We start from the raw sequence: 16,692 nt of genomic DNA, 5'->3' as shown, positions 1-16,692 counted from the left end.
CGTTACTGGTTTTGGTATATTTGCGCATGACCGTCTCAGAATCTACCTTAAGAAATTTTACAGAGAACGTTTTTCTGGCCATGGGTTGCAGCAAAGAGCACGCGACGCTGGCGGCCGATGTCTTGCTGTTATCTGATTTGCGCGGTATCGACTCGCACGGTGTGGCGCGTTTAACGGGCTATGTACGCCTTTGGCAAAAGCAACGCATTAATGCTACCCCAAATATCCAGATAGTTCATGAAACGCCCAGCACGGCCACTATTGACGGCGATGCAGGCTTAGGCCTGGTAGTAGCACCTTTTGCTATGAAGGTGGCTATTGAAAAGGCAAAACAATATGGCTCTGGCTGGATATCCATCCGCAATTCAAACCACTTTGGCATAGCCGGTTACCATGCTTTAATGGCCGTACAGCAGGACATGATAGGCTTTGCGATGACCAACGCCAGTCCGCTGGTTGCGCCTACGTTTTCAAATGAACGCATGCTGGGTACCAACCCTATGTGCTATGCCTTTCCGGCTGGTAAGTATCCGCCGGTAATAGTAGATATGGCTACGTCAGCAGCAGCCAACGGTAAGTTAGAGATTGCCCAGCGCGCCGGAAAGCCGGTACCGGAAGGCTGGATACAAGATTCAGCCGGCAATTATACTACTGACCCTCATGCACTTAAAAGCGGCGGCTCACTACTGCCGCTGGGCAGCGACCGCGACCACGGCAGCCATAAAGGCTTCGGACTGAGTGCTACGGTAGATATCCTGTCAGCAGTGCTCTCGGGGGCTAATTACGGGCCGTGGGTACCTCCATTCGTGTCGTTCCTTGAACCACCTGTTAACCCTGTTGGCGCCGGTATAGGGCACTTTTTGGGCGCCATGCGCGTAGATGGCTTCCGCCCGGTTGATGAGTTTAAGGCACACATGGATAACTGGGTGACCCGTTTTAAAAATGCGTCTGCAATTCACCCCGACCAGCGGGTTATCATTCCCGGCGAGCCGGAATTTGAGGCCGAGCAATACCGCCGGCAAAACGGCATCCCGATTGTAGATGCAGTGGTAAAAGATTTAAATGAAATAGCCGAAAAATTGCACATAAAACCACTTTAGCAGCACTTTAAACGCACTTTTCTACACCTTGTAAAACTAAAAAGTCGACTTAAGATGCACTTAAGTCGACTTTTCTTTTCTATAACCCGAACTTCAGGGGGCGGTGGGCCTAATGAACAATTTTAAAGAACCGGCTCCACCTGATCTTACCCAGGAACGAACCCTGATCATCCAGACTTAACCAGATGAACAGCGCCTTACCCACAATATGATCTTCGGGCACAAAACCCCAAAAACGTGAGTCGTCCGAGTCGTGGCGGTTATCGCCCATCATCCAGTAGTAATTCATCTGGAAGGTATAGCTGTCGGCTTTTTTGCCGTTAATCAGGATATCGTTACCAACAATCTGCACCTTATTATGCTCATATACAGCAATACAACGTTCATATAGCGGGTAAGTCACACTATCCAACTTTACGGTCCAGCCCCTTTTAGGAATAATGATCGGGCCGTAGTTATCCACGTTCCAATGATAGTCATGTGGTTTGCCGGGCAAATCAAGGCTTGGCGGGCCAACAGGGTGTTGTGAATTAGTTGGGTAAACATAATCCTGCTCTCCCGGCTTCCTGATGTTGGGGGTGATGGAAGTTACGTTTGAATAACCTTTGATAGTATTGTAGGCATCCTTGGTCATGGTTGGGTATGAACCCTGGTCATACATTGACACGTGCAGGTCCTGCAATAAATCGGGGTTGAGCGGCGACTTGGTATTGATGGTATAATCTATCTGCCCTTCAGGCGGGTTCGGGGCCGGCTTACTATTTACGTAAACCTGAGCTTCCCTGACACTTAACGTGTCGCCCGGGGTACCCTGGCAGCGTTTAATATAATTTTCGCGTTTATCTACCGGGCGATAGTAGGGCGAATCAGCATCCATGGGGTAGTTAAATACCACTACGTCGCCTTTTTTAACTTCGCTAAACCCAGGTAAGCGGTGGTACCCCAGCTCCCAACCATCCCAATAAGCTTTGGTATTGATAAGCGGCATGGTGTGGTGCGCAAACGGGAACGCAATCGGCGTCATTGGCGTGCGGGCGCCGTAGTTCAGTTTACTTACAAACAAAAAGTCGCCAACCAGCAATGAGCGTTCCATTGACGGTGTAGGGATGGTGTAAGCCTCAATAAAAAAGGTGCGTATTAGGGTAGCAGCAATTACGGCGAATACCACGGCATCAACCCACTCGCGGGTTTTTGATTTTTTGGGTTTTGCCGCCGTTTTGGTGCTTTTTTTATTCCAGAATTTCCAGTTCATTATCTTTAAATATGGCTTTTAATCTGTTATTACTTTAAAGCTGTTTAATTACTTCGCTAACAATTTAAGTTCATTGCCGTTGACTTTAGTCAACGGATAATCAAACAAAAAAATGCGGCTTTAGCCTAAAAACGTCTTATTATTTGGCTAAAGCCTTAATCTATTCCTCCATTTTCCCGTTGACTAAAGTCAACGGCAATGATAAGAGTTATTTTTAGATAGATCCTAAGAAAAATCAAACATATCGGCTACCGAATAAAAGCCTTGTTTGTCTTTGATCCACTCGGCCGCCAATACTGCCCCCAATGCAAAACCATTGCGGTTGTGTGCAGTATGTTTTATTTCAATAGTATCCACTTCAGAATCATAAATTACGGTGTGGGTACCCGGCACACTATCAATACGGTGCGACTCGATAAGCACATCTTCAGCGGTAGCGTTATTGTCAACCGGGTTAGTACCGTCGGTGAGTATATTTACCCATTGCTTTTTCTCGTCCAGGTTATCAATAATCCCTTCGGCAATGGTAATGGCGGTGCCGCTTGGCGAGTCGAGTTTCTGGATATGATGGATCTCTTCAACCTGTACATCATAGTAAGGATGGGCATTCATCAGCTTTGCTAAAACTTTATTAATATGGAAAAAGATATTTACGCCCACACTGAAGTTAGTGCCATAAATAAAGCCTTTATCGCTGTTTTCGTAGCGTGCTTTAATCTCGCTGATCTGCTCGTGCCAGCCGGTGGTACCCACAACAATGGGTACACCTGCGTTAAAGCACTGCTCTATATTTGAAAGCACGGTGCCGGGGGTACTGAATTCAATGGCAACATCGGCTTTTTGAAGATTTTCAATAGTAAGGTCTTGCTGATTATCGTAATCTATTTTCAGTACGATTTCATGTTTACGGTCGAGCGCAATCTTTTCGATGATCTTACCCATTTTACCGTAACCTAGTAATGCAATTTTCATTTGTTGTTGTTTTATGGTTCAGGCAAATATAGCCTGCATTATGGAAGTGTAAAGGTAACTTTTAAACCCGGAATAATTGCACTACCTAACGACTGCGCATTTAATGGCGGACTTACCAGCGTTGGGCGCAGTTTTACACTAAAATCGTTATCCATCGAATAAGAATGTTTAAACTTTGCATCTACATAGGCGTCGATGGTTTGGATACCCCAGCCGGCCACAAAGATAATCACCGCCAGATCGCGGTACCGGGCGTAGCTGCGGGTAGCATCAGTAAGCGCCTGTTGATTTGCGCCACTGCTGCCTTGTATACGCTGGTAAATATCATAATACTTGTCGCCTTGGTTAGGTGCCGTACCGGTTTGCGCATATTTCGCCAGGGCTAAAAACTGGTCGTAGTTTTCAGCGTTAAATTTGTACATGAGGTATAGCAAAGTAAAACCAGTATAAATAATCGGCACTTTCCAATACTTGCGGTTATATATCTGACCCAAACCCGGCAATATTACCGAGCGATGCCAGGCCTTGGTGGGGCTATGCAAACTATCCGGATGATAAAGCCTGGGGACAGATGATATTTTAGGCACGAAGGGCTTCGATTTAAGCAAATCGCGTTTTTCCTGCAAGCTATCGGCCTTACTTTTTTGAGGCATAATTGGGTTAACCGGCGCCTGTGCGCGGGCCGAAAAAGCAAAAGCTATGACAAAGCCAAGTATAAAAAGGTATTTCTGCATTTATTTACCAGTCCAACATTTCAAGGATGCGGGCAAGATCATCTTGTGATAAAAAAGGAATCTCGATAGAGCCTTTGCCCTGACTGTTCACTTTAAGTTTAACCTGCGAGCTAAACTTAGAGGCCAGGTCGTCCTGTATCTTTTGAAATTGAAATGATACCGGTTCAGGCTGCTTTCCTTCCTTCTTGGTACGCGCTTTTTGTAAATCGCGCACCATCTCTTCCACCTTACGAACGGATAAACCCTGCTCGATGATATGTTTATGCAAATATAATTGTTGCGCCGGATCTTCAATAGTGATTAAAGCCCGGGCATGGCCCATACTTAACTCGCCGTCGCGAATGGAGGCTTGTATGGTTGGCGGTAATTTTAATAAACGCAGGTAATTGTTAACGGTCGACCGGTTTTTGCTTACGCGATCGCCGAGTTCTTCTTGTTTTAAACCAACCTCGTCCAGCATCCGTTGAAAACTCAGGGCCACCTCAATGGCATTAAGGTTTTCACGCTGGATGTTTTCTATCAAAGCCATCTCCAGCATCTGCTGGTCGTTAGCAGTGCGTACGTAAGCCGGTATTTGCGTTAAGCCGGCCAGTTTCGAGGCGCGCAAGCGGCGTTCGCCTGATATAAGCTGATAATGGTTAGCGCTAACTTTACGTACAGTGATGGGCTGAATCAAGCCCTGTAATTTGATAGATGCCGACAACTCGGCCAAAGCATTCTCATCAAACTCAGTACGCGGTTGAAAAGGGTTAACCTCAATTTCAGCTATTTTAATTTCATTTACCGAACCCAGGGGGTTAACCTCGGCGGCGGCATTTACCGCAACATTACCGCTGCCATTAGCAGGTGATGATTTTTTGTAGGGTAGTACGTCTTCAGAATCATTCAACAGTGCGCTTAATCCCTTGCCTAATGCCTTTCTTTTTTCTGCACTCATTCTTTATGCTGTCTCAGTTTCTGCTAACTCGCCATCTTTTACTAAACCATTTTTACGTATTACCTCGCGGGCTAGGTTAAGGTAATTAATGGCTCCCTTACAGGTAGCATCATGCATAATTACCGACAAACCAAAACTTGGCGCCTCGCTTAAGCGGGTGTTACGTTGTATGATGGTTTCAAACACCATATCTTCAAAATGATTGCGCACCTCTTCAACCACCTGGTTTGAAAGCCGCAGCCTTACATCATACATAGTTAGTAATATACCTTCAATCTCTAAAGAAGGATTTAAGCGATTTTGTACAATTTTTATAGTATTCAATAACTTACCCAAACCCTCTAACGCAAAATATTCGCATTGTACCGGTACTATCACCGAGTTGGCCGCGGTTAAAGCGTTAATGGTGATCAAACCTAAGGACGGCGAACAGTCTATAATGATGAAATCATAGTCATCGCGTACTTTGTTGAAAACCTCCTGCATTTTGTACTCACGGTTTTCCAGGTTTATCATCTCAATCTCGGCACCCACCAGGTCAATATGAGCGGGCAGCAGGTCAAGGTTTGGGGTTTCAGTTTTTATAATAGCCTCGCGCGGATCAACTTCATTGATGATACACTCGTAGATACTGTTTTTAATATTGCGCGGATCAAACCCGATGCCCGATGTGGCATTAGCCTGCGGATCAGCATCAACTAACAATGTCTTATACTCCAAAACGGCTAAACTTGCAGCCAGATTAATCGAAGACGTGGTTTTACCAACACCGCCTTTTTGATTAGCCAATGCAATTATTTTACTCATTTTTTATCTCCAAAATTTACAACAGTGTCTATTACAACGAAAAATAGAAAGATAAATTTCTACCTTCGGAGGAATTTTAATTGTGCTAAGATATAGATTTAAATAATCGAGAAATCCACAGTTTTAGCCGACTTACAAACAATTTAGCTAATGATTGAATTAGTGATTGAGTGAATGGGCAGGATGCAAAATTATTAAGCGATCCTGTCATTAAAAACAATCAAAAAAAACATTCACTCATCCACTCATTCACTCATTCACACATTATGGTTACCATCATATCATCTACCAACCGCCCGGGAAGCTCAACCCTTAAAGTGGCAAAATACTATCATAAAAAACTGGCCGAAAAAAGTGCCGGGGTGCAGCTGCTATCTTTAGAACAACTGCCGCCTAACATACTGATTACCGACCTGTATGGCAAGCGCAGCCCGGAGTTCCAGGTTATTCAGGACATTATTGACGCCTCTGAAAAATTCATTTTTGTAATACCTGAGTACAACGGTAGTTTTCCGGGCGCGCTAAAAGTTTTTATAGATGCATGCTCATTTCCTTACAGTTTTTATGACAAGAAAGCGGCCTTGGTAGGCGTATCGTCAGGCAAGTACGGTAACATACGCGGAATAGACCATTTTACCGGCGTATGCCACTACGTACATTTAAACATCATGCCTTTGAAGCTGCATATAGCCAATATCAAAACTGAGCTTAATGAGCAAGGCGATCTGTTTAAAGAAGACACCGTTAAGTTTACGGATGAGCAGATAGATAAGTTTATTAAGTATTAGATGACAGGTGCACCCTGATTGCGTATCTAATATCTTACAATTAAAAATAGCCCTTTTGTTATCAAAGGGCTATTTTTGATGGTATATAACATTATAACTGTGTTCAAAACTCCCCTTACTGTAATTTTAGTTTTAGCAGGATATGCAGCCATCGCGCAAAACAAGGCGGCCTCAAAAATCGACACCAACCGTTTAAACAGCATAACCGTAAAGAGTTATTTATCAGAAAAACCCTTGCTGAGTATACCTGCCTCTGTAAGCGTAATAACACCTGATCAACTTAAAGTTCAGCCTGATAATTCGCTGGTATCTGCGGTAAATACCGTGCCGGGTGTGCGTATGGAAGAACGCTCGCCGGGCAGCTATCGTTTGTCAATAAGGGGCAGTTTATTGCGCTCGCCATTTGGGGTACGCGATGTTAAAATTTACTACGACGAGTTGCCTTTAACTGACGCCGGCGGCAATACCTACCTCAACGCCATCGACTTTAACAGTGTACAGGGCATTGAGGTATTAAAAGGGCCCGACGGCAGTTTGTTCGGCGCCAACTCTGGCGGCGTGGTATTGATAAGCCCGGTTAACCGTTTTGACAATAGCAGTTTTGTGACCGGTGGTTTTACCGGTGGCTCTTACGGCTTGGAGCATGAGAATGCCGGCATTCAAAATGTGAGTAAAAACAACCAGTTTAATTTCAACCAGTCGTACGAGACTTATCACGGGTACCGTGTGCACAGTGATATGCACCGCAATTATTTTCAGTTAAGTGATAAAATAACCTATGGCGGCGTTAACACTTTAAAAATACTGGGTTTTTATTCTGATTTGAGTTATGAAACACCCGGCGGACTGACGTTAGCCCAGGTAGCTGTTGATCCGCGCATGGCGCGGCCATCAACCCCGGCTACCCCTGGGGCCATAGCCCAGCATGCCGGCATTACCAATAAAATGACTTATGGCGGCGCGGTGAATGAGTGGCACCTAACCAACAACATCCGCAACGTGCTGGCGGTTTACGGCGCCTATGTTGATTTTACCAATCCGTTTATTACCAATTATGAGCAGCGTTATGAACGCACATTAGGCATACGCACCTACTTTGAATTTACCGGCGACAAGAAAGCTAACTTTAACTGGAAAGCCAATGTGGGTATGGAGTGGTCTGAAACCAAAGCCGACAATAACGACTACGGCAACCGTGGCGGCGTGCGTGACACGGCGCAAAGCCTGGACAAAGTGAATACCGGCACCCACTTTTTCTTTGCCCGTTACGAAGAAACTATCGCAAAAAAACTACACGTGGAAGCGGCAGCGAGTTTAAACTTTTACGGGTACGATTTTGAAAACGTCTATCCCAGAAAACAAACGTCGTTTAACAGCCGGAGGTTTTCGCCGCAGGTGATGCCACGTTTGGCTTTGTCGTATGAGATCAATGATAATTTTGTGTGGCGGGCCTCTACCAGCCGAGGGTACTCAACACCCACATCGGCAGAGATACGGCCATCAAACAATATCATTAACACCGCACTTACCGCGCAGTATGGCTGGAACTATGAAACCGGTTTCAGGCTGCGCAGTAATGATGAAAGCTTTTTATTAGATGTGTCAGCATTTTACTACCGCCTCAATAACGCCATTGTACGCCGGTTGAATGACGATGGTACGGAATACTACACCAACTCGGGCGATATCAAACAACCCGGCCTGGAGCTTTATTTTAGCGACTGGATCATCAAGCCTTCGAACAGCGGCTTTATTCGCGGGTTGCAGCTCGGCGAATCGTTTACGCTGAGCAAGTTTACCTTTGGCAACTATCACGATGCTACCCGGGGCTACGCAGGCAATGAACTAACCGGCGTGCCGCGCGACGTTAGCGTGGCAAGTGTGCAGGTAAAATTCCCGCAATCGCTTTATTTATATGTGCAGTATAACGCAACGGCGCGCATACCGCTTAATGAGGCCAACACTTTTTACGCACCGCGTTACAACCTGCTTCAAGCCAAAGTAGGCTGGCAGAAAAAGCTGAGCAGCAAATCAAAATTGGAAATTTTTGCAGGCGCAGACAACCTGCTGAACGAATATTATAACCTAGGTGCCGATCTGGATGCAATAGGCAATCGTTTTTACAACCCCTCGGCCCTACGTAATTATTACGCAGGCTTTAATGTGCGGTTTTAAACAGAGAACTTAATCCAGCCGTTACCCTCGTAGCCAAAAATAAATTGTTTGGGATAAATGATCTCAGCCAGCATTTCAATGGTGTCGACGGCATTTTCGGCAGCGTCATTAACTACCATAGCGCTATCAACAATATATAGGCGGTTATTTTTCACGGCCTTTAAACCGGCAAAGCCGGGCAACTGCAGCAGCGTATCCATATTGCTCATGGTTTCGGCTATCGGCATATCATTGGGCATTAGCATAATTACATCCGGGTTTAGAGCCAACAGCGTTTGCTCATCGCCCTCAATTAAAACACCCCCGGCCGTGGCAACCAGGTCTTTCATTTCATCAGCTGCCAACACAATCGGATCTAAAGTTTTAATGATAGCCACCGTGGGCCTCTGCTCCATAAACTTTAATTTGTGGCTAATAATGTCAAGGCGTTCCTGCTGTTCTTCGCTTAGTGATGTCATGCTGCAAAGTTGCGCATTTTTTTAAGTCTGCTCAATAGTGTTATCAAATCCTTAACATTAAAATAACCACCGCAGCACGGTATCGCTATTGCGTATCTTCCGGCCTAACAGCTATCTTTGGGCCCGATGATATTTCTGACATTTTTCCTTGGGCTTATAGCCAACTTTATTGGTTACATTCCGCCGGGAAACATAAACCTTACGCTTGTACGTATTACCATAAACCGGGGCCTGAAACAGGCGCTGCAGTTTTGCATAGCCTTTTCGTGTGTTGAGTTTTTCTTCACTTTCTTTATTATGCACGCCGCCAAGTGGCTGTCAGAACAGGTGCACCTTGATGTGGTAATTGATTGGGTGATGTTCGCGCTATTCCTGGTATTAGGCACTATCACCTGGCTTAACCGCAAAAAACCGCCCGAAACCAAATACAAAGAACACGACAGCATTAAATACGGCATTATACTGGGCTTTGTAAACCCCATGCAAATACCTTTCTGGATGATATGCGGCACTTACCTCATCACGCACGAATGGATCCTTGACAGTAACCTGCCATTGGTAATATTCAGTATCGGTTCGGCCGGCGGATCGTTTCTGTGCCTGTTTTTGTATGCTCGTTTTGCCAAATATATTCAGAGCAAGTTTGCGTTGAGCACGAGGGTTATCAATACCGCGATTGCCATTTTATTTTTCAGCCTGGCCGGATATCATTTGGTTAAACGTGTTTACCTGGCGGTTAAACATGCTCAACCTATTGAAGTAAAATCCTAATGCTTTTTCGACCATTTGGCGACGTCCCTTTTATAGCCTTGCGTAACCAGGCCTATCATTGCCTGGCTATGCGGGGCAATTAAATTGCATACTTTTTCATAGTCGCCTTTGCGGTACTTACCGTTAGGGTAATCCATATAAAATGCCCATACAGAAACAATTTCTGCCTGATTACGTGTTTGCAAAGCTTTCAAAAACTCATCAATATGAGCCAGGGCAAATTTAAAACTATCTTCCTGGAACTGACCGACGGCCGGGCCATTACCATCACTAACCGAAGCCGAGTTAAAGCGCCTGGCATTTACAGATATACCGATTATCTTCTTGATAACCTCGGCACGACTGTAGGCTTTTGAATTAAAAACACGTTTGAAATAATTTGATGGTGTAGAAGTTAAGGGCCGGCCTTTATTTAGCTGATAGTCCCAGCCATAGTATTTGGAAAATGTCTTAAAATCTGAGGGGAAAACTTTAAAAAACATCTGCTGATAATAAACAGAATCTTTGTTTTTAAGCATGAAACCTTTGCGATAGGCGTCTATAACATACAGTGGATCGGGATTCTGCGCTTTTAAAAGTTGAGCAAACGAGCAAACTAAAACAAGAAAAAAAATACACCTTTTCATGGCATCAATCAACAATAGGTTTATAAGGGGTTAGTGTTTTTACTCTTCAGGTTCCAGATTTTTTCGGCCTTGCGGCCTATTAACCAGAAAGAGGCTGCAAGTATGGCAAAAAAAACGGTCTTATTGGTACTCTCCCAAAAATATTCAAAATATTTAGTATAGATATAAATGATGAGGAAGGTAATTCCAAACTCGCGCGATATATCGTCCTTGTTTTTTAAACCGTAAAATAAAAACGCCGCGGCTACACACATTGATATAATGCCCCAATAAAAAAGCGTGATCTGCTTGATCTGGTACCATACATCAAGGTTACCGAGGTTACCAAAAATACTGAGCAGCCATAACGACATAAACAAATACAGCAAACCCACTACGTAGGTTTGTTCCCAAAAGTAACTGAACCATTGGCGACGTCTGAGCAAAGCGCAAGCCGTTATCAGCACTACGCCAAACAGTACAAAACGCAGCGGATAATTCATGCCCAGGAAATAATCGGTCCAATGGGTTTGATAACCTGTTTCAGTACCAAACCAGCTACCCAATGATATAAGCGCAAAAAGCCAGATTAACCTTGACTGCATACGCCAGCCCAAAAATCCGTACACGAAAACCGATAACAGGAAAAGCAGCGAATAGTGGCCCGAATGATGATCTAAAGCTTTACCCAGGTAAGCAATGCAACATGCCGTAAACAATATGCCTGTAAATATTACCGCCTCATTACTGAAAATTTTTTCGGGATGTAACTTTTCGCGGCGACGGCCCCAGTAGAATAAAAAAGCGGCGGCAACAGCCGATATAACGCTAATCACAATATCAGGCGTGTAGTACAGCTGTTTGAGCCAGCGCACAACGGCGTCATTGACAATCAGGAAAGCAAATGAAGCGCCGCCGCAAATGAGGGCTATCCAAAACGAGTATTTGGCCAGGCGCATCCAGTCGAAACCTTTTACTTCGTATGAGTTACGCAGTTTTTGTGCGACGTCTTCGCTAAGCATCCCCTCCTTATGCCAATGGGCAATAGTTTTGTTCAGGAACTCGCTTTCGGCTTTGTCGATATTTAACTTAGACATATTGGGTTTAACATTTGCTCTACGAAAAAGCAACGCGGCAATATCGGCAAAGTTTGATTAAATACCAGCCATAAGGCGCAGCACTTCCTCTTTATCGCGTGCTATCTGGGCTTTAAGTTCATCTAGGCCGTTAAACTTTATATCGCCCCGAACATAATGATAAAACGACATGCGCACCGTTTCGTTGTATATCTCTTTGTCAAAGTTAAACAGGTTAACTTCGATATTACGGGTCATACCGTTAATAGTGGGGCGGCTGCCAATATAGGCCATGCCGGTGTAGTCCTGCCCGTCATGGTTCACTTTTACAGCAAAAATTCCGTCGGCAGGTATGAGCTTGTACTTTTCTTCAATGTGTATGTTAGCGGTTGGATACCCAATCTGGCGGCCGATCTGATCGCCACGAATAACCTTACCTGTAATAAAAAAGGGATATCCCAGGAAAGTATTGGCCAGGTCGATATCTGCAGTCAGCAAAGCTTCCCGTATCCGGGTTGAGCTTACTGCCACATCATTAATATCCTGCTCGGGTATTTCAATTACCTCAAAACCATAAACGGGTGATAAGTGCAGCAGGTCATCTAATCCGCCGCGGCGATCTTTGCCGAAACGATGATCATAACCAATGACTATCTTTTTAGTGCCAATCTTATTCACCAGCACATCGCGGATATAATCTTCAGCAGTCTGGTTTGAGAAATCGCGCGAAAAAGGTGTAATGATCAAATGATCTACGCCCAGCTGCCCCAGCAGCTCTGCTTTTTCGCTTATGGTGTTAATCAGCTTAATGCTGTCATCCTCCGGATGCAGGATCATTCGCGGATGCGGAAAGAACGTAAGAATCACGGACTCACCTCCGCACATACCGGCAAGTTCTTTTATACGCGTTATTATTTTGCGATGCCCCAGATGTACCCCATCAAATGTACCGATGGTAACAACGGCTTTTTTTACGGGTTTAAAGTCATCAATATGATGGTAGATGTTCATATTTTTAGCTAAAAGCTAAAAGCTTTTCATAAATTATTCTCAGTACTGTTACTTCAAAGTATTTGTACGCTACTTTTCGTCTTCGGGTTTGGGCGTTGAGCCTTCTGCTTTAAGCTTTCCGCTTCCTGCTCTTATTAACCCTACCAGCTCCATTACCTCGTAGGCATCGTCCAGCTTAAAGTTACCGCTACGGGTACGCGTAAGCTTTGACAGATAAGCTCCGTTGTTAAGTGCCTTGCCAAAATCATTCACTAATGAACGGATATAAGTGCCCTTGCTGCATACTACTCTAAAATCAACCTCTGGCAGCTCAATGCGGGTAATTTCAAACTCGTTTATAGTTACGTTGCGCAATTTCAACTCAACCTCTTCGCCGCGACGGGCTTTTTCGTACAAGCGTTCGCCGCCAACCTTAATGGCCGAATGTGCAGGTGGATACTGTTGTATATCGCCAATAAATTGCACACAGGCGTTACGTATCAGTTCATCTGTCAGGTTGCCTGTCTCAAAAGTTTCGTCAACGTCCGTCTCCATATCGTACGACGGTGTAGTAGCTCCCAGAATCATCGTCCCGGTATACTCTTTCTCTTCAGCCTGGAAGGTATCAATTTGCTTAGTCATTTTGCCCGTGCAAATTACCAGCAAACCTGTAGCCAGCGGGTCAAGCGTTCCGGCGTGGCCAACCTTTAGCTTTAGTGGCTTAAAAGAGTTGCGCAGCTTGCCCACCACATCAAAACTCGTCCACTGATAAGGCTTGTTTACCAATAACAGCTCGCCTTCGGCAAATTTAAACTGGCGGCCGGCCTTTGCTGCCGTATTCAAAGTATCCATATTCACGCGGTAAAGGTAATAATAAAGCTTGGTATGTGTTAGGCGGCCTGTAAGGTACGCCAACCCTTGCGATGTTTGGCGGCTGATTGATTTTTATAACCAGAATAAAATGGTAGCGCGTATTTTTCTATCTTCAATTTAGCATTTTAAAATTTAATGGTTGCTTTGTCCAATTTCCGGCCGGCAGGTCGTCATTAGGTTTTAAACTTAAAAACTTACTAAAATGAACGATTTCTTATTGATCTTTAGACGCGACCAAAGCATCGAGAACCAATTCACTCCTGAGCAATTAAAAGAAATTTCTAAACCATGGCAAGACTGGATGGGCAGCCTGGCTGCACAAAACAAACTTGCAGATCGCGGTAACCGCCTTGATATTGAAGGACGCGTAATTAAGCCCGGGGCACTGGTAACCAACGGCCCTTATGTTGAGGTTAAAGAAGCTGTGGGCGGTTATATAGTAATCAGGGCTGCATCGCTTGACGAAGCCGCTGAGATTGCTAAAGGCTGCCCTATCCTGAATGCTAACGGATGCGTTGAGGTTAGGCAGATTGTTAAGATGGAGATGTAAAAAAATCGCGGCGGTCTCGCGCGATTCCCTCCCCACGGGAGGGGAAGGGAGGGGTTTCGGCAGATATAAGTTCGCAAAACCCCTCCCTCCCATCTCACAATCCATTGCGTCCCTCCTAAGGGAGGGAATTATTTTTTATGCAAAACCAAATTCTACCACATCTGTACCGTACCGAATATCGCAAGATCATTGCGGTACTGGCCCGGATATTTGGGTTTGAACACATTCAAATAGCTGAGGATATTGCCAGCGATACTTTTTTGCTGGCTTCTGAAAGCTGGACCGATGGCAAACAACCACCTAATCCTACCGCGTGGCTCTATACCGTTGCCAAAAACAAGGCTAAAGATTATCTGAAGCACAACGCAGTTTTTGACCAAAAGGTAAGCGCACATCTAAAAACACAAACGCAGGATAGCGAAGAACTGAACATTGATTTGAGTGAGGCAAATATTAATGACAGCCAGCTGCAAATGATGTTTGCTATTTGCCAGCCGATCATCCCGGCTGAGGCGCAGATTGGTTTAGCCTTGCGAATACTTTGCGGCTTTAGCATTGATGAAATTGCGGATGCTTTTCTGTCAAATAAAGAAACTATAAACAAACGGCTGTTTCGTGCTAAAGAAAAGCTGCGCGAGCAACAAGTTAAAATTGAGTTTCCGAACAACAACGAAATAAACAGGCGGCTTGAAACCGTGCTCCTTACCCTGTACCTGCTTTTTAACGAAGGTTATTATTCAAGCAGTGGTAATACTAACCTGCGTAAAGATCTTTGTTTAGAGGCCATGCGCTTAACCTACCTGCTTGTTCAGAATCCAACTACTGATGTACCCCAGGTAAATGCACTTTTTTCTTTGATGTGTTTTCATGCTTCGCGATTTGAGGCCCGCATTGACAAAAACGGCGATATTATTATTTATGAAGATCAGGACAGCAGCCTCTGGAATGAAGAGCTGATCTCGCGTGGCACACACTACCTTATCTGCGCCTCCAAAGGCGACAAGCTAACCCGTTATCACCTCGAAGCGGCCATCGCCTATTGGCATACCCAAAAAGCCGACACTACCGAAAAATGGGAAAATGTGCTGCAGCTTTATAATAAACTGCTCATTCTTGAATACTCGCCTATGGCGGCGCTTAACCGAACCTATGCCCTGGCCAAGGCCGACGGCAAAGAAATAGCTATTGTAGAAGCTGAAAAACTGACACAACTGTCCGGTCACCATCTGTATCACTCGTTGATAGGTTATCTGTATAAAGACATTAATAATGAGATAGCGCTTCAACATCTGCAAACTGCGTTGAAGTTGGCGAAGACATCGCAAGAGAAAAACCAGATAAAGAAAAGCATCAAGAATCTAAATTAAGTTTTGTCATCCCGAACACAGTGAGAAAATTATAGGCGCGCTACTTATGGCGTGAGTGTCTATGTACAGATTTCTCCCGTTGGTCGAAATGACATAATTTAATTCTACTATTCATCTCCCTCTCCTTTGGAGAGGGCCGGGGAGAGGTAAAAACGAAAAGCCCCTGATGGGCAGGGGCTTTTACTAACCAATTATAAACCAATATATGAGAAAGATATGCTTAGTGAACAATCACATCTACTAAGCACATTACCTTAATTCTGTGTGATATAAAACATTGTATACAAACGCTGTGCCGATTATGATATTGCTGACTTTTGCATACATAACACTTTAGTTACATACGCACAATTAAGCACAAAAAAAGCGCATACTTTTTGAGAATGCGCCAGTGCACTTACTATGTAAGTGTCTTAAACTGTGTGCAGTACGTTGCTTGAATAGTACAGTACAATGATTACTATACCTGCCAATATGCGGTAAATTCCAAACAGCTTAAAACCTTTTTGTTCCAGATAAGTGATGAATGATTTGATAGCTGCCAATGCGACAATAAAAGCCACCAGGCTGCCAATTACCAAAAATTTAATATCCTGATGTAAAACGTCGGCACTAAGCTGGTTGTGTTTATGAAAATCGTACAGATCTTTCAAAGTTGCACCAAACATAGTAGGTACCGCCAGGAAAAAAGAAAACTCGGCGGCCGCCTTGCGGCTTAGTTTCTGCGCCATACCACCCACTATTGTGGCCCCTGAACGAGACACCCCGGGAACCATAGCCAGGCATTGAAACAAACCAATTTTCAGAGCTGTCATGTGCGATATCTGCTTTTCCTCGTTAATAGTAGGTTTATTGAACCATTTATCAACAAATAACAAAATTACCCCGCCTATTACAAAGGCAAAAGCTACCACAAGCGGGCTTTCCAATAAAATGTCGATCTTCTTTTTAAGCAGCACGCCAAATATCACGGCGGGTATAACCCCAATGACCAGCTTTACATAAAAATCAAACGAACGAAAAAAGCGTTTAAAGTACAACACCACCACTGCCAGGATAGCGCCTAATTGAATAACGATCTCGAAGAGTTTTACAAACTCATCTTTACCGATACCCATAATTGCGCTGGCTACTACCAGATGGCCCGTTGAAGACACAGGCAAAAATTCAGTCAATCCTTCAATTAAGGCAAGGATGAGTACATGAAGAATGTTCATTTTAAAGGGGCAGGTTTAAG

At 44.4% G+C, this 16,692-nt stretch carries 17 protein-coding genes; 6 read left to right on the top strand and 11 right to left on the bottom strand.

Translation table 11 applies throughout. The annotated features are described in order from the left end of the window. Positions 1-26 precede the first annotated feature (26 nt). Positions 27-1,100, top strand: coding sequence for an Ldh family oxidoreductase (locus tag ACFS5N_RS13220; RefSeq protein ID WP_377186182.1), 1,074 nt, complete (start codon positions 27-29; stop codon positions 1,098-1,100). A gap of 109 nt (positions 1,101-1,209) precedes the next feature. On the opposite strand, the gene lepB is transcribed toward ACFS5N_RS13220, so the two are convergent. From lepB to ACFS5N_RS13195, 5 genes are all read right to left on the bottom strand, one after another. Next, positions 1,210-2,352: a signal peptidase I gene (gene lepB, locus ACFS5N_RS13215; RefSeq protein WP_377186179.1), complete on the bottom strand. Its 1,143-nt coding sequence runs from the start codon at positions 2,350-2,352 to the stop codon at positions 1,210-1,212. Between the two features lie 225 nt (positions 2,353-2,577). Further along, complete coding sequence (gene dapB / locus ACFS5N_RS13210) at positions 2,578-3,324, bottom strand: 4-hydroxy-tetrahydrodipicolinate reductase (RefSeq protein ID WP_377186176.1); 747 nt, start codon at positions 3,322-3,324, stop codon at positions 2,578-2,580. A gap of 38 nt (positions 3,325-3,362) precedes the next feature. Then, complete coding sequence (locus ACFS5N_RS13205; protein WP_377186174.1) at positions 3,363-4,058, bottom strand: DUF5683 domain-containing protein; 696 nt, start codon at positions 4,056-4,058, stop codon at positions 3,363-3,365. A gap of 4 nt (positions 4,059-4,062) precedes the next feature. Then, on the bottom strand, positions 4,063-4,995 hold the full coding sequence (locus ACFS5N_RS13200; RefSeq protein WP_377186171.1) for a ParB/RepB/Spo0J family partition protein: 933 nt from the start codon (positions 4,993-4,995) through the stop codon (positions 4,063-4,065). A 3-nt stretch (positions 4,996-4,998) separates the two neighbouring features. Next, the gene (locus tag ACFS5N_RS13195) at positions 4,999-5,802 is read right to left on the bottom strand and encodes a ParA family protein (protein ID WP_377186168.1); all 804 of its coding nucleotides are present in this window, start codon (positions 5,800-5,802) and stop codon (positions 4,999-5,001) included. 266 nt (positions 5,803-6,068) lie between these two features. On the opposite strand from ACFS5N_RS13195, the gene ACFS5N_RS13190 reads away from it, so the two are divergent. Both ACFS5N_RS13190 and ACFS5N_RS13185 read left to right on the top strand, forming a co-directional pair. Next, on the top strand, positions 6,069-6,590 hold the full coding sequence (locus ACFS5N_RS13190; protein WP_377186165.1) for an NADPH-dependent FMN reductase: 522 nt from the start codon (positions 6,069-6,071) through the stop codon (positions 6,588-6,590). 99 nt (positions 6,591-6,689) lie between these two features. Further along, positions 6,690-8,765, top strand: coding sequence for a TonB-dependent receptor (locus ACFS5N_RS13185; RefSeq protein ID WP_377186162.1), 2,076 nt, complete (start codon positions 6,690-6,692; stop codon positions 8,763-8,765). Here ACFS5N_RS13185 and ACFS5N_RS13180 read toward each other — a convergent pair. Then, entirely contained in the window at positions 8,762-9,223 is a 462-nt protein-coding gene (locus tag ACFS5N_RS13180) for an ABC transporter substrate-binding protein (RefSeq protein ID WP_377186159.1), read from the bottom strand. The genes ACFS5N_RS13185 and ACFS5N_RS13180 overlap by 4 nt on opposite strands. 126 nt (positions 9,224-9,349) lie before the next feature. Here ACFS5N_RS13180 and ACFS5N_RS13175 point away from each other — a divergent pair, with 126 nt between their 5' ends. Then, complete coding sequence (locus tag ACFS5N_RS13175) at positions 9,350-9,994, top strand: LysE family translocator (RefSeq protein ID WP_377186156.1); 645 nt, start codon at positions 9,350-9,352, stop codon at positions 9,992-9,994. Here the strand turns inward: ACFS5N_RS13175 and ACFS5N_RS13170 are convergent. From ACFS5N_RS13170 to truB, 4 genes are all read right to left on the bottom strand, one after another. Next, entirely contained in the window at positions 9,991-10,620 is a 630-nt protein-coding gene (locus tag ACFS5N_RS13170) for a hypothetical protein (RefSeq protein ID WP_377186153.1), read from the bottom strand. The genes ACFS5N_RS13175 and ACFS5N_RS13170 overlap by 4 nt on opposite strands. A 20-nt stretch (positions 10,621-10,640) precedes the next feature. Further along, positions 10,641-11,696, bottom strand: a complete 1,056-nt coding sequence (locus ACFS5N_RS13165; RefSeq protein WP_377186150.1) for a DUF2157 domain-containing protein — start codon at positions 11,694-11,696, stop codon at positions 10,641-10,643. Positions 11,697-11,753: 57 nt separating this feature from the next. Further along, the gene (locus ACFS5N_RS13160) at positions 11,754-12,686 is read right to left on the bottom strand and encodes a bifunctional riboflavin kinase/FAD synthetase (protein ID WP_377186148.1); all 933 of its coding nucleotides are present in this window, start codon (positions 12,684-12,686) and stop codon (positions 11,754-11,756) included. Positions 12,687-12,755: 69 nt separating this feature from the next. After that, positions 12,756-13,517: a tRNA pseudouridine(55) synthase TruB gene (gene truB / locus ACFS5N_RS13155; protein WP_377186146.1), complete on the bottom strand. Its 762-nt coding sequence runs from the start codon at positions 13,515-13,517 to the stop codon at positions 12,756-12,758. 223 nt (positions 13,518-13,740) lie between these two features. On the opposite strand from truB, the gene ACFS5N_RS13150 reads away from it, so the two are divergent. Together ACFS5N_RS13150 and ACFS5N_RS13145 are read left to right on the top strand one after the other, a co-directional pair. After that, on the top strand, positions 13,741-14,088 hold the full coding sequence (locus ACFS5N_RS13150) for a YciI family protein (protein ID WP_377186144.1): 348 nt from the start codon (positions 13,741-13,743) through the stop codon (positions 14,086-14,088). 137 nt (positions 14,089-14,225) lie between these two features. After that, a complete protein-coding gene (locus tag ACFS5N_RS13145) occupies positions 14,226-15,455 on the top strand; it encodes an RNA polymerase sigma factor (RefSeq protein ID WP_377186141.1) in 1,230 nt (409 codons plus the stop codon). A gap of 413 nt (positions 15,456-15,868) precedes the next feature. Here the strand turns inward: ACFS5N_RS13145 and ACFS5N_RS13140 are convergent, their stop codons facing one another. Further along, positions 15,869-16,672, bottom strand: a complete 804-nt coding sequence (locus ACFS5N_RS13140) for an undecaprenyl-diphosphate phosphatase (protein WP_377186138.1) — start codon at positions 16,670-16,672, stop codon at positions 15,869-15,871. Positions 16,673-16,692 lie beyond the last annotated feature (20 nt).

The organism is Mucilaginibacter ximonensis (assembly GCF_042686265.1).
Taxonomy (GTDB): Bacteria; Bacteroidota; Bacteroidia; order Sphingobacteriales; family Sphingobacteriaceae; genus Mucilaginibacter; species Mucilaginibacter ximonensis.
Note: the sequence above shows the minus strand (reverse complement) of the source record. Positions and strands in the feature narration are given on the sequence as shown.

Coding starts and splice junctions, on each gene's coding strand:
- ACFS5N_RS13195 (WP_377186168.1), bottom strand. CDS start 5,802: ATGAGTAAAATAATTGCATTGGCTAATCAAAAAGGCGGTGTTGGTAAA.
- ACFS5N_RS13165 (WP_377186150.1), bottom strand. CDS start 11,696: ATGTCTAAGTTAAATATCGACAAAGCCGAAAGCGAGTTCCTGAACAAA.
- ACFS5N_RS13160 (WP_377186148.1), bottom strand. CDS start 12,686: ATGAACATCTACCATCATATTGATGACTTTAAACCCGTAAAAAAAGCC.
- ACFS5N_RS13145 (WP_377186141.1), top strand. CDS start 14,226: ATGCAAAACCAAATTCTACCACATCTGTACCGTACCGAATATCGCAAG.
- ACFS5N_RS13170 (WP_377186153.1), bottom strand. CDS start 10,620: ATGAAAAGGTGTATTTTTTTTCTTGTTTTAGTTTGCTCGTTTGCTCAA.
- ACFS5N_RS13200 (WP_377186171.1), bottom strand. CDS start 4,995: ATGAGTGCAGAAAAAAGAAAGGCATTAGGCAAGGGATTAAGCGCACTG.
- ACFS5N_RS13175 (WP_377186156.1), top strand. CDS start 9,350: ATGATATTTCTGACATTTTTCCTTGGGCTTATAGCCAACTTTATTGGT.
- ACFS5N_RS13150 (WP_377186144.1), top strand. CDS start 13,741: ATGAACGATTTCTTATTGATCTTTAGACGCGACCAAAGCATCGAGAAC.
- truB (WP_377186146.1), bottom strand. CDS start 13,517: ATGGATACTTTGAATACGGCAGCAAAGGCCGGCCGCCAGTTTAAATTT.
- ACFS5N_RS13190 (WP_377186165.1), top strand. CDS start 6,069: ATGGTTACCATCATATCATCTACCAACCGCCCGGGAAGCTCAACCCTT.
- ACFS5N_RS13180 (WP_377186159.1), bottom strand. CDS start 9,223: ATGACATCACTAAGCGAAGAACAGCAGGAACGCCTTGACATTATTAGC.
- ACFS5N_RS13140 (WP_377186138.1), bottom strand. CDS start 16,672: ATGAACATTCTTCATGTACTCATCCTTGCCTTAATTGAAGGATTGACT.
- dapB (WP_377186176.1), bottom strand. CDS start 3,324: ATGAAAATTGCATTACTAGGTTACGGTAAAATGGGTAAGATCATCGAA.
- ACFS5N_RS13220 (WP_377186182.1), top strand. CDS start 27: ATGACCGTCTCAGAATCTACCTTAAGAAATTTTACAGAGAACGTTTTT.
- lepB (WP_377186179.1), bottom strand. CDS start 2,352: ATGAACTGGAAATTCTGGAATAAAAAAAGCACCAAAACGGCGGCAAAA.
- ACFS5N_RS13205 (WP_377186174.1), bottom strand. CDS start 4,058: ATGCAGAAATACCTTTTTATACTTGGCTTTGTCATAGCTTTTGCTTTT.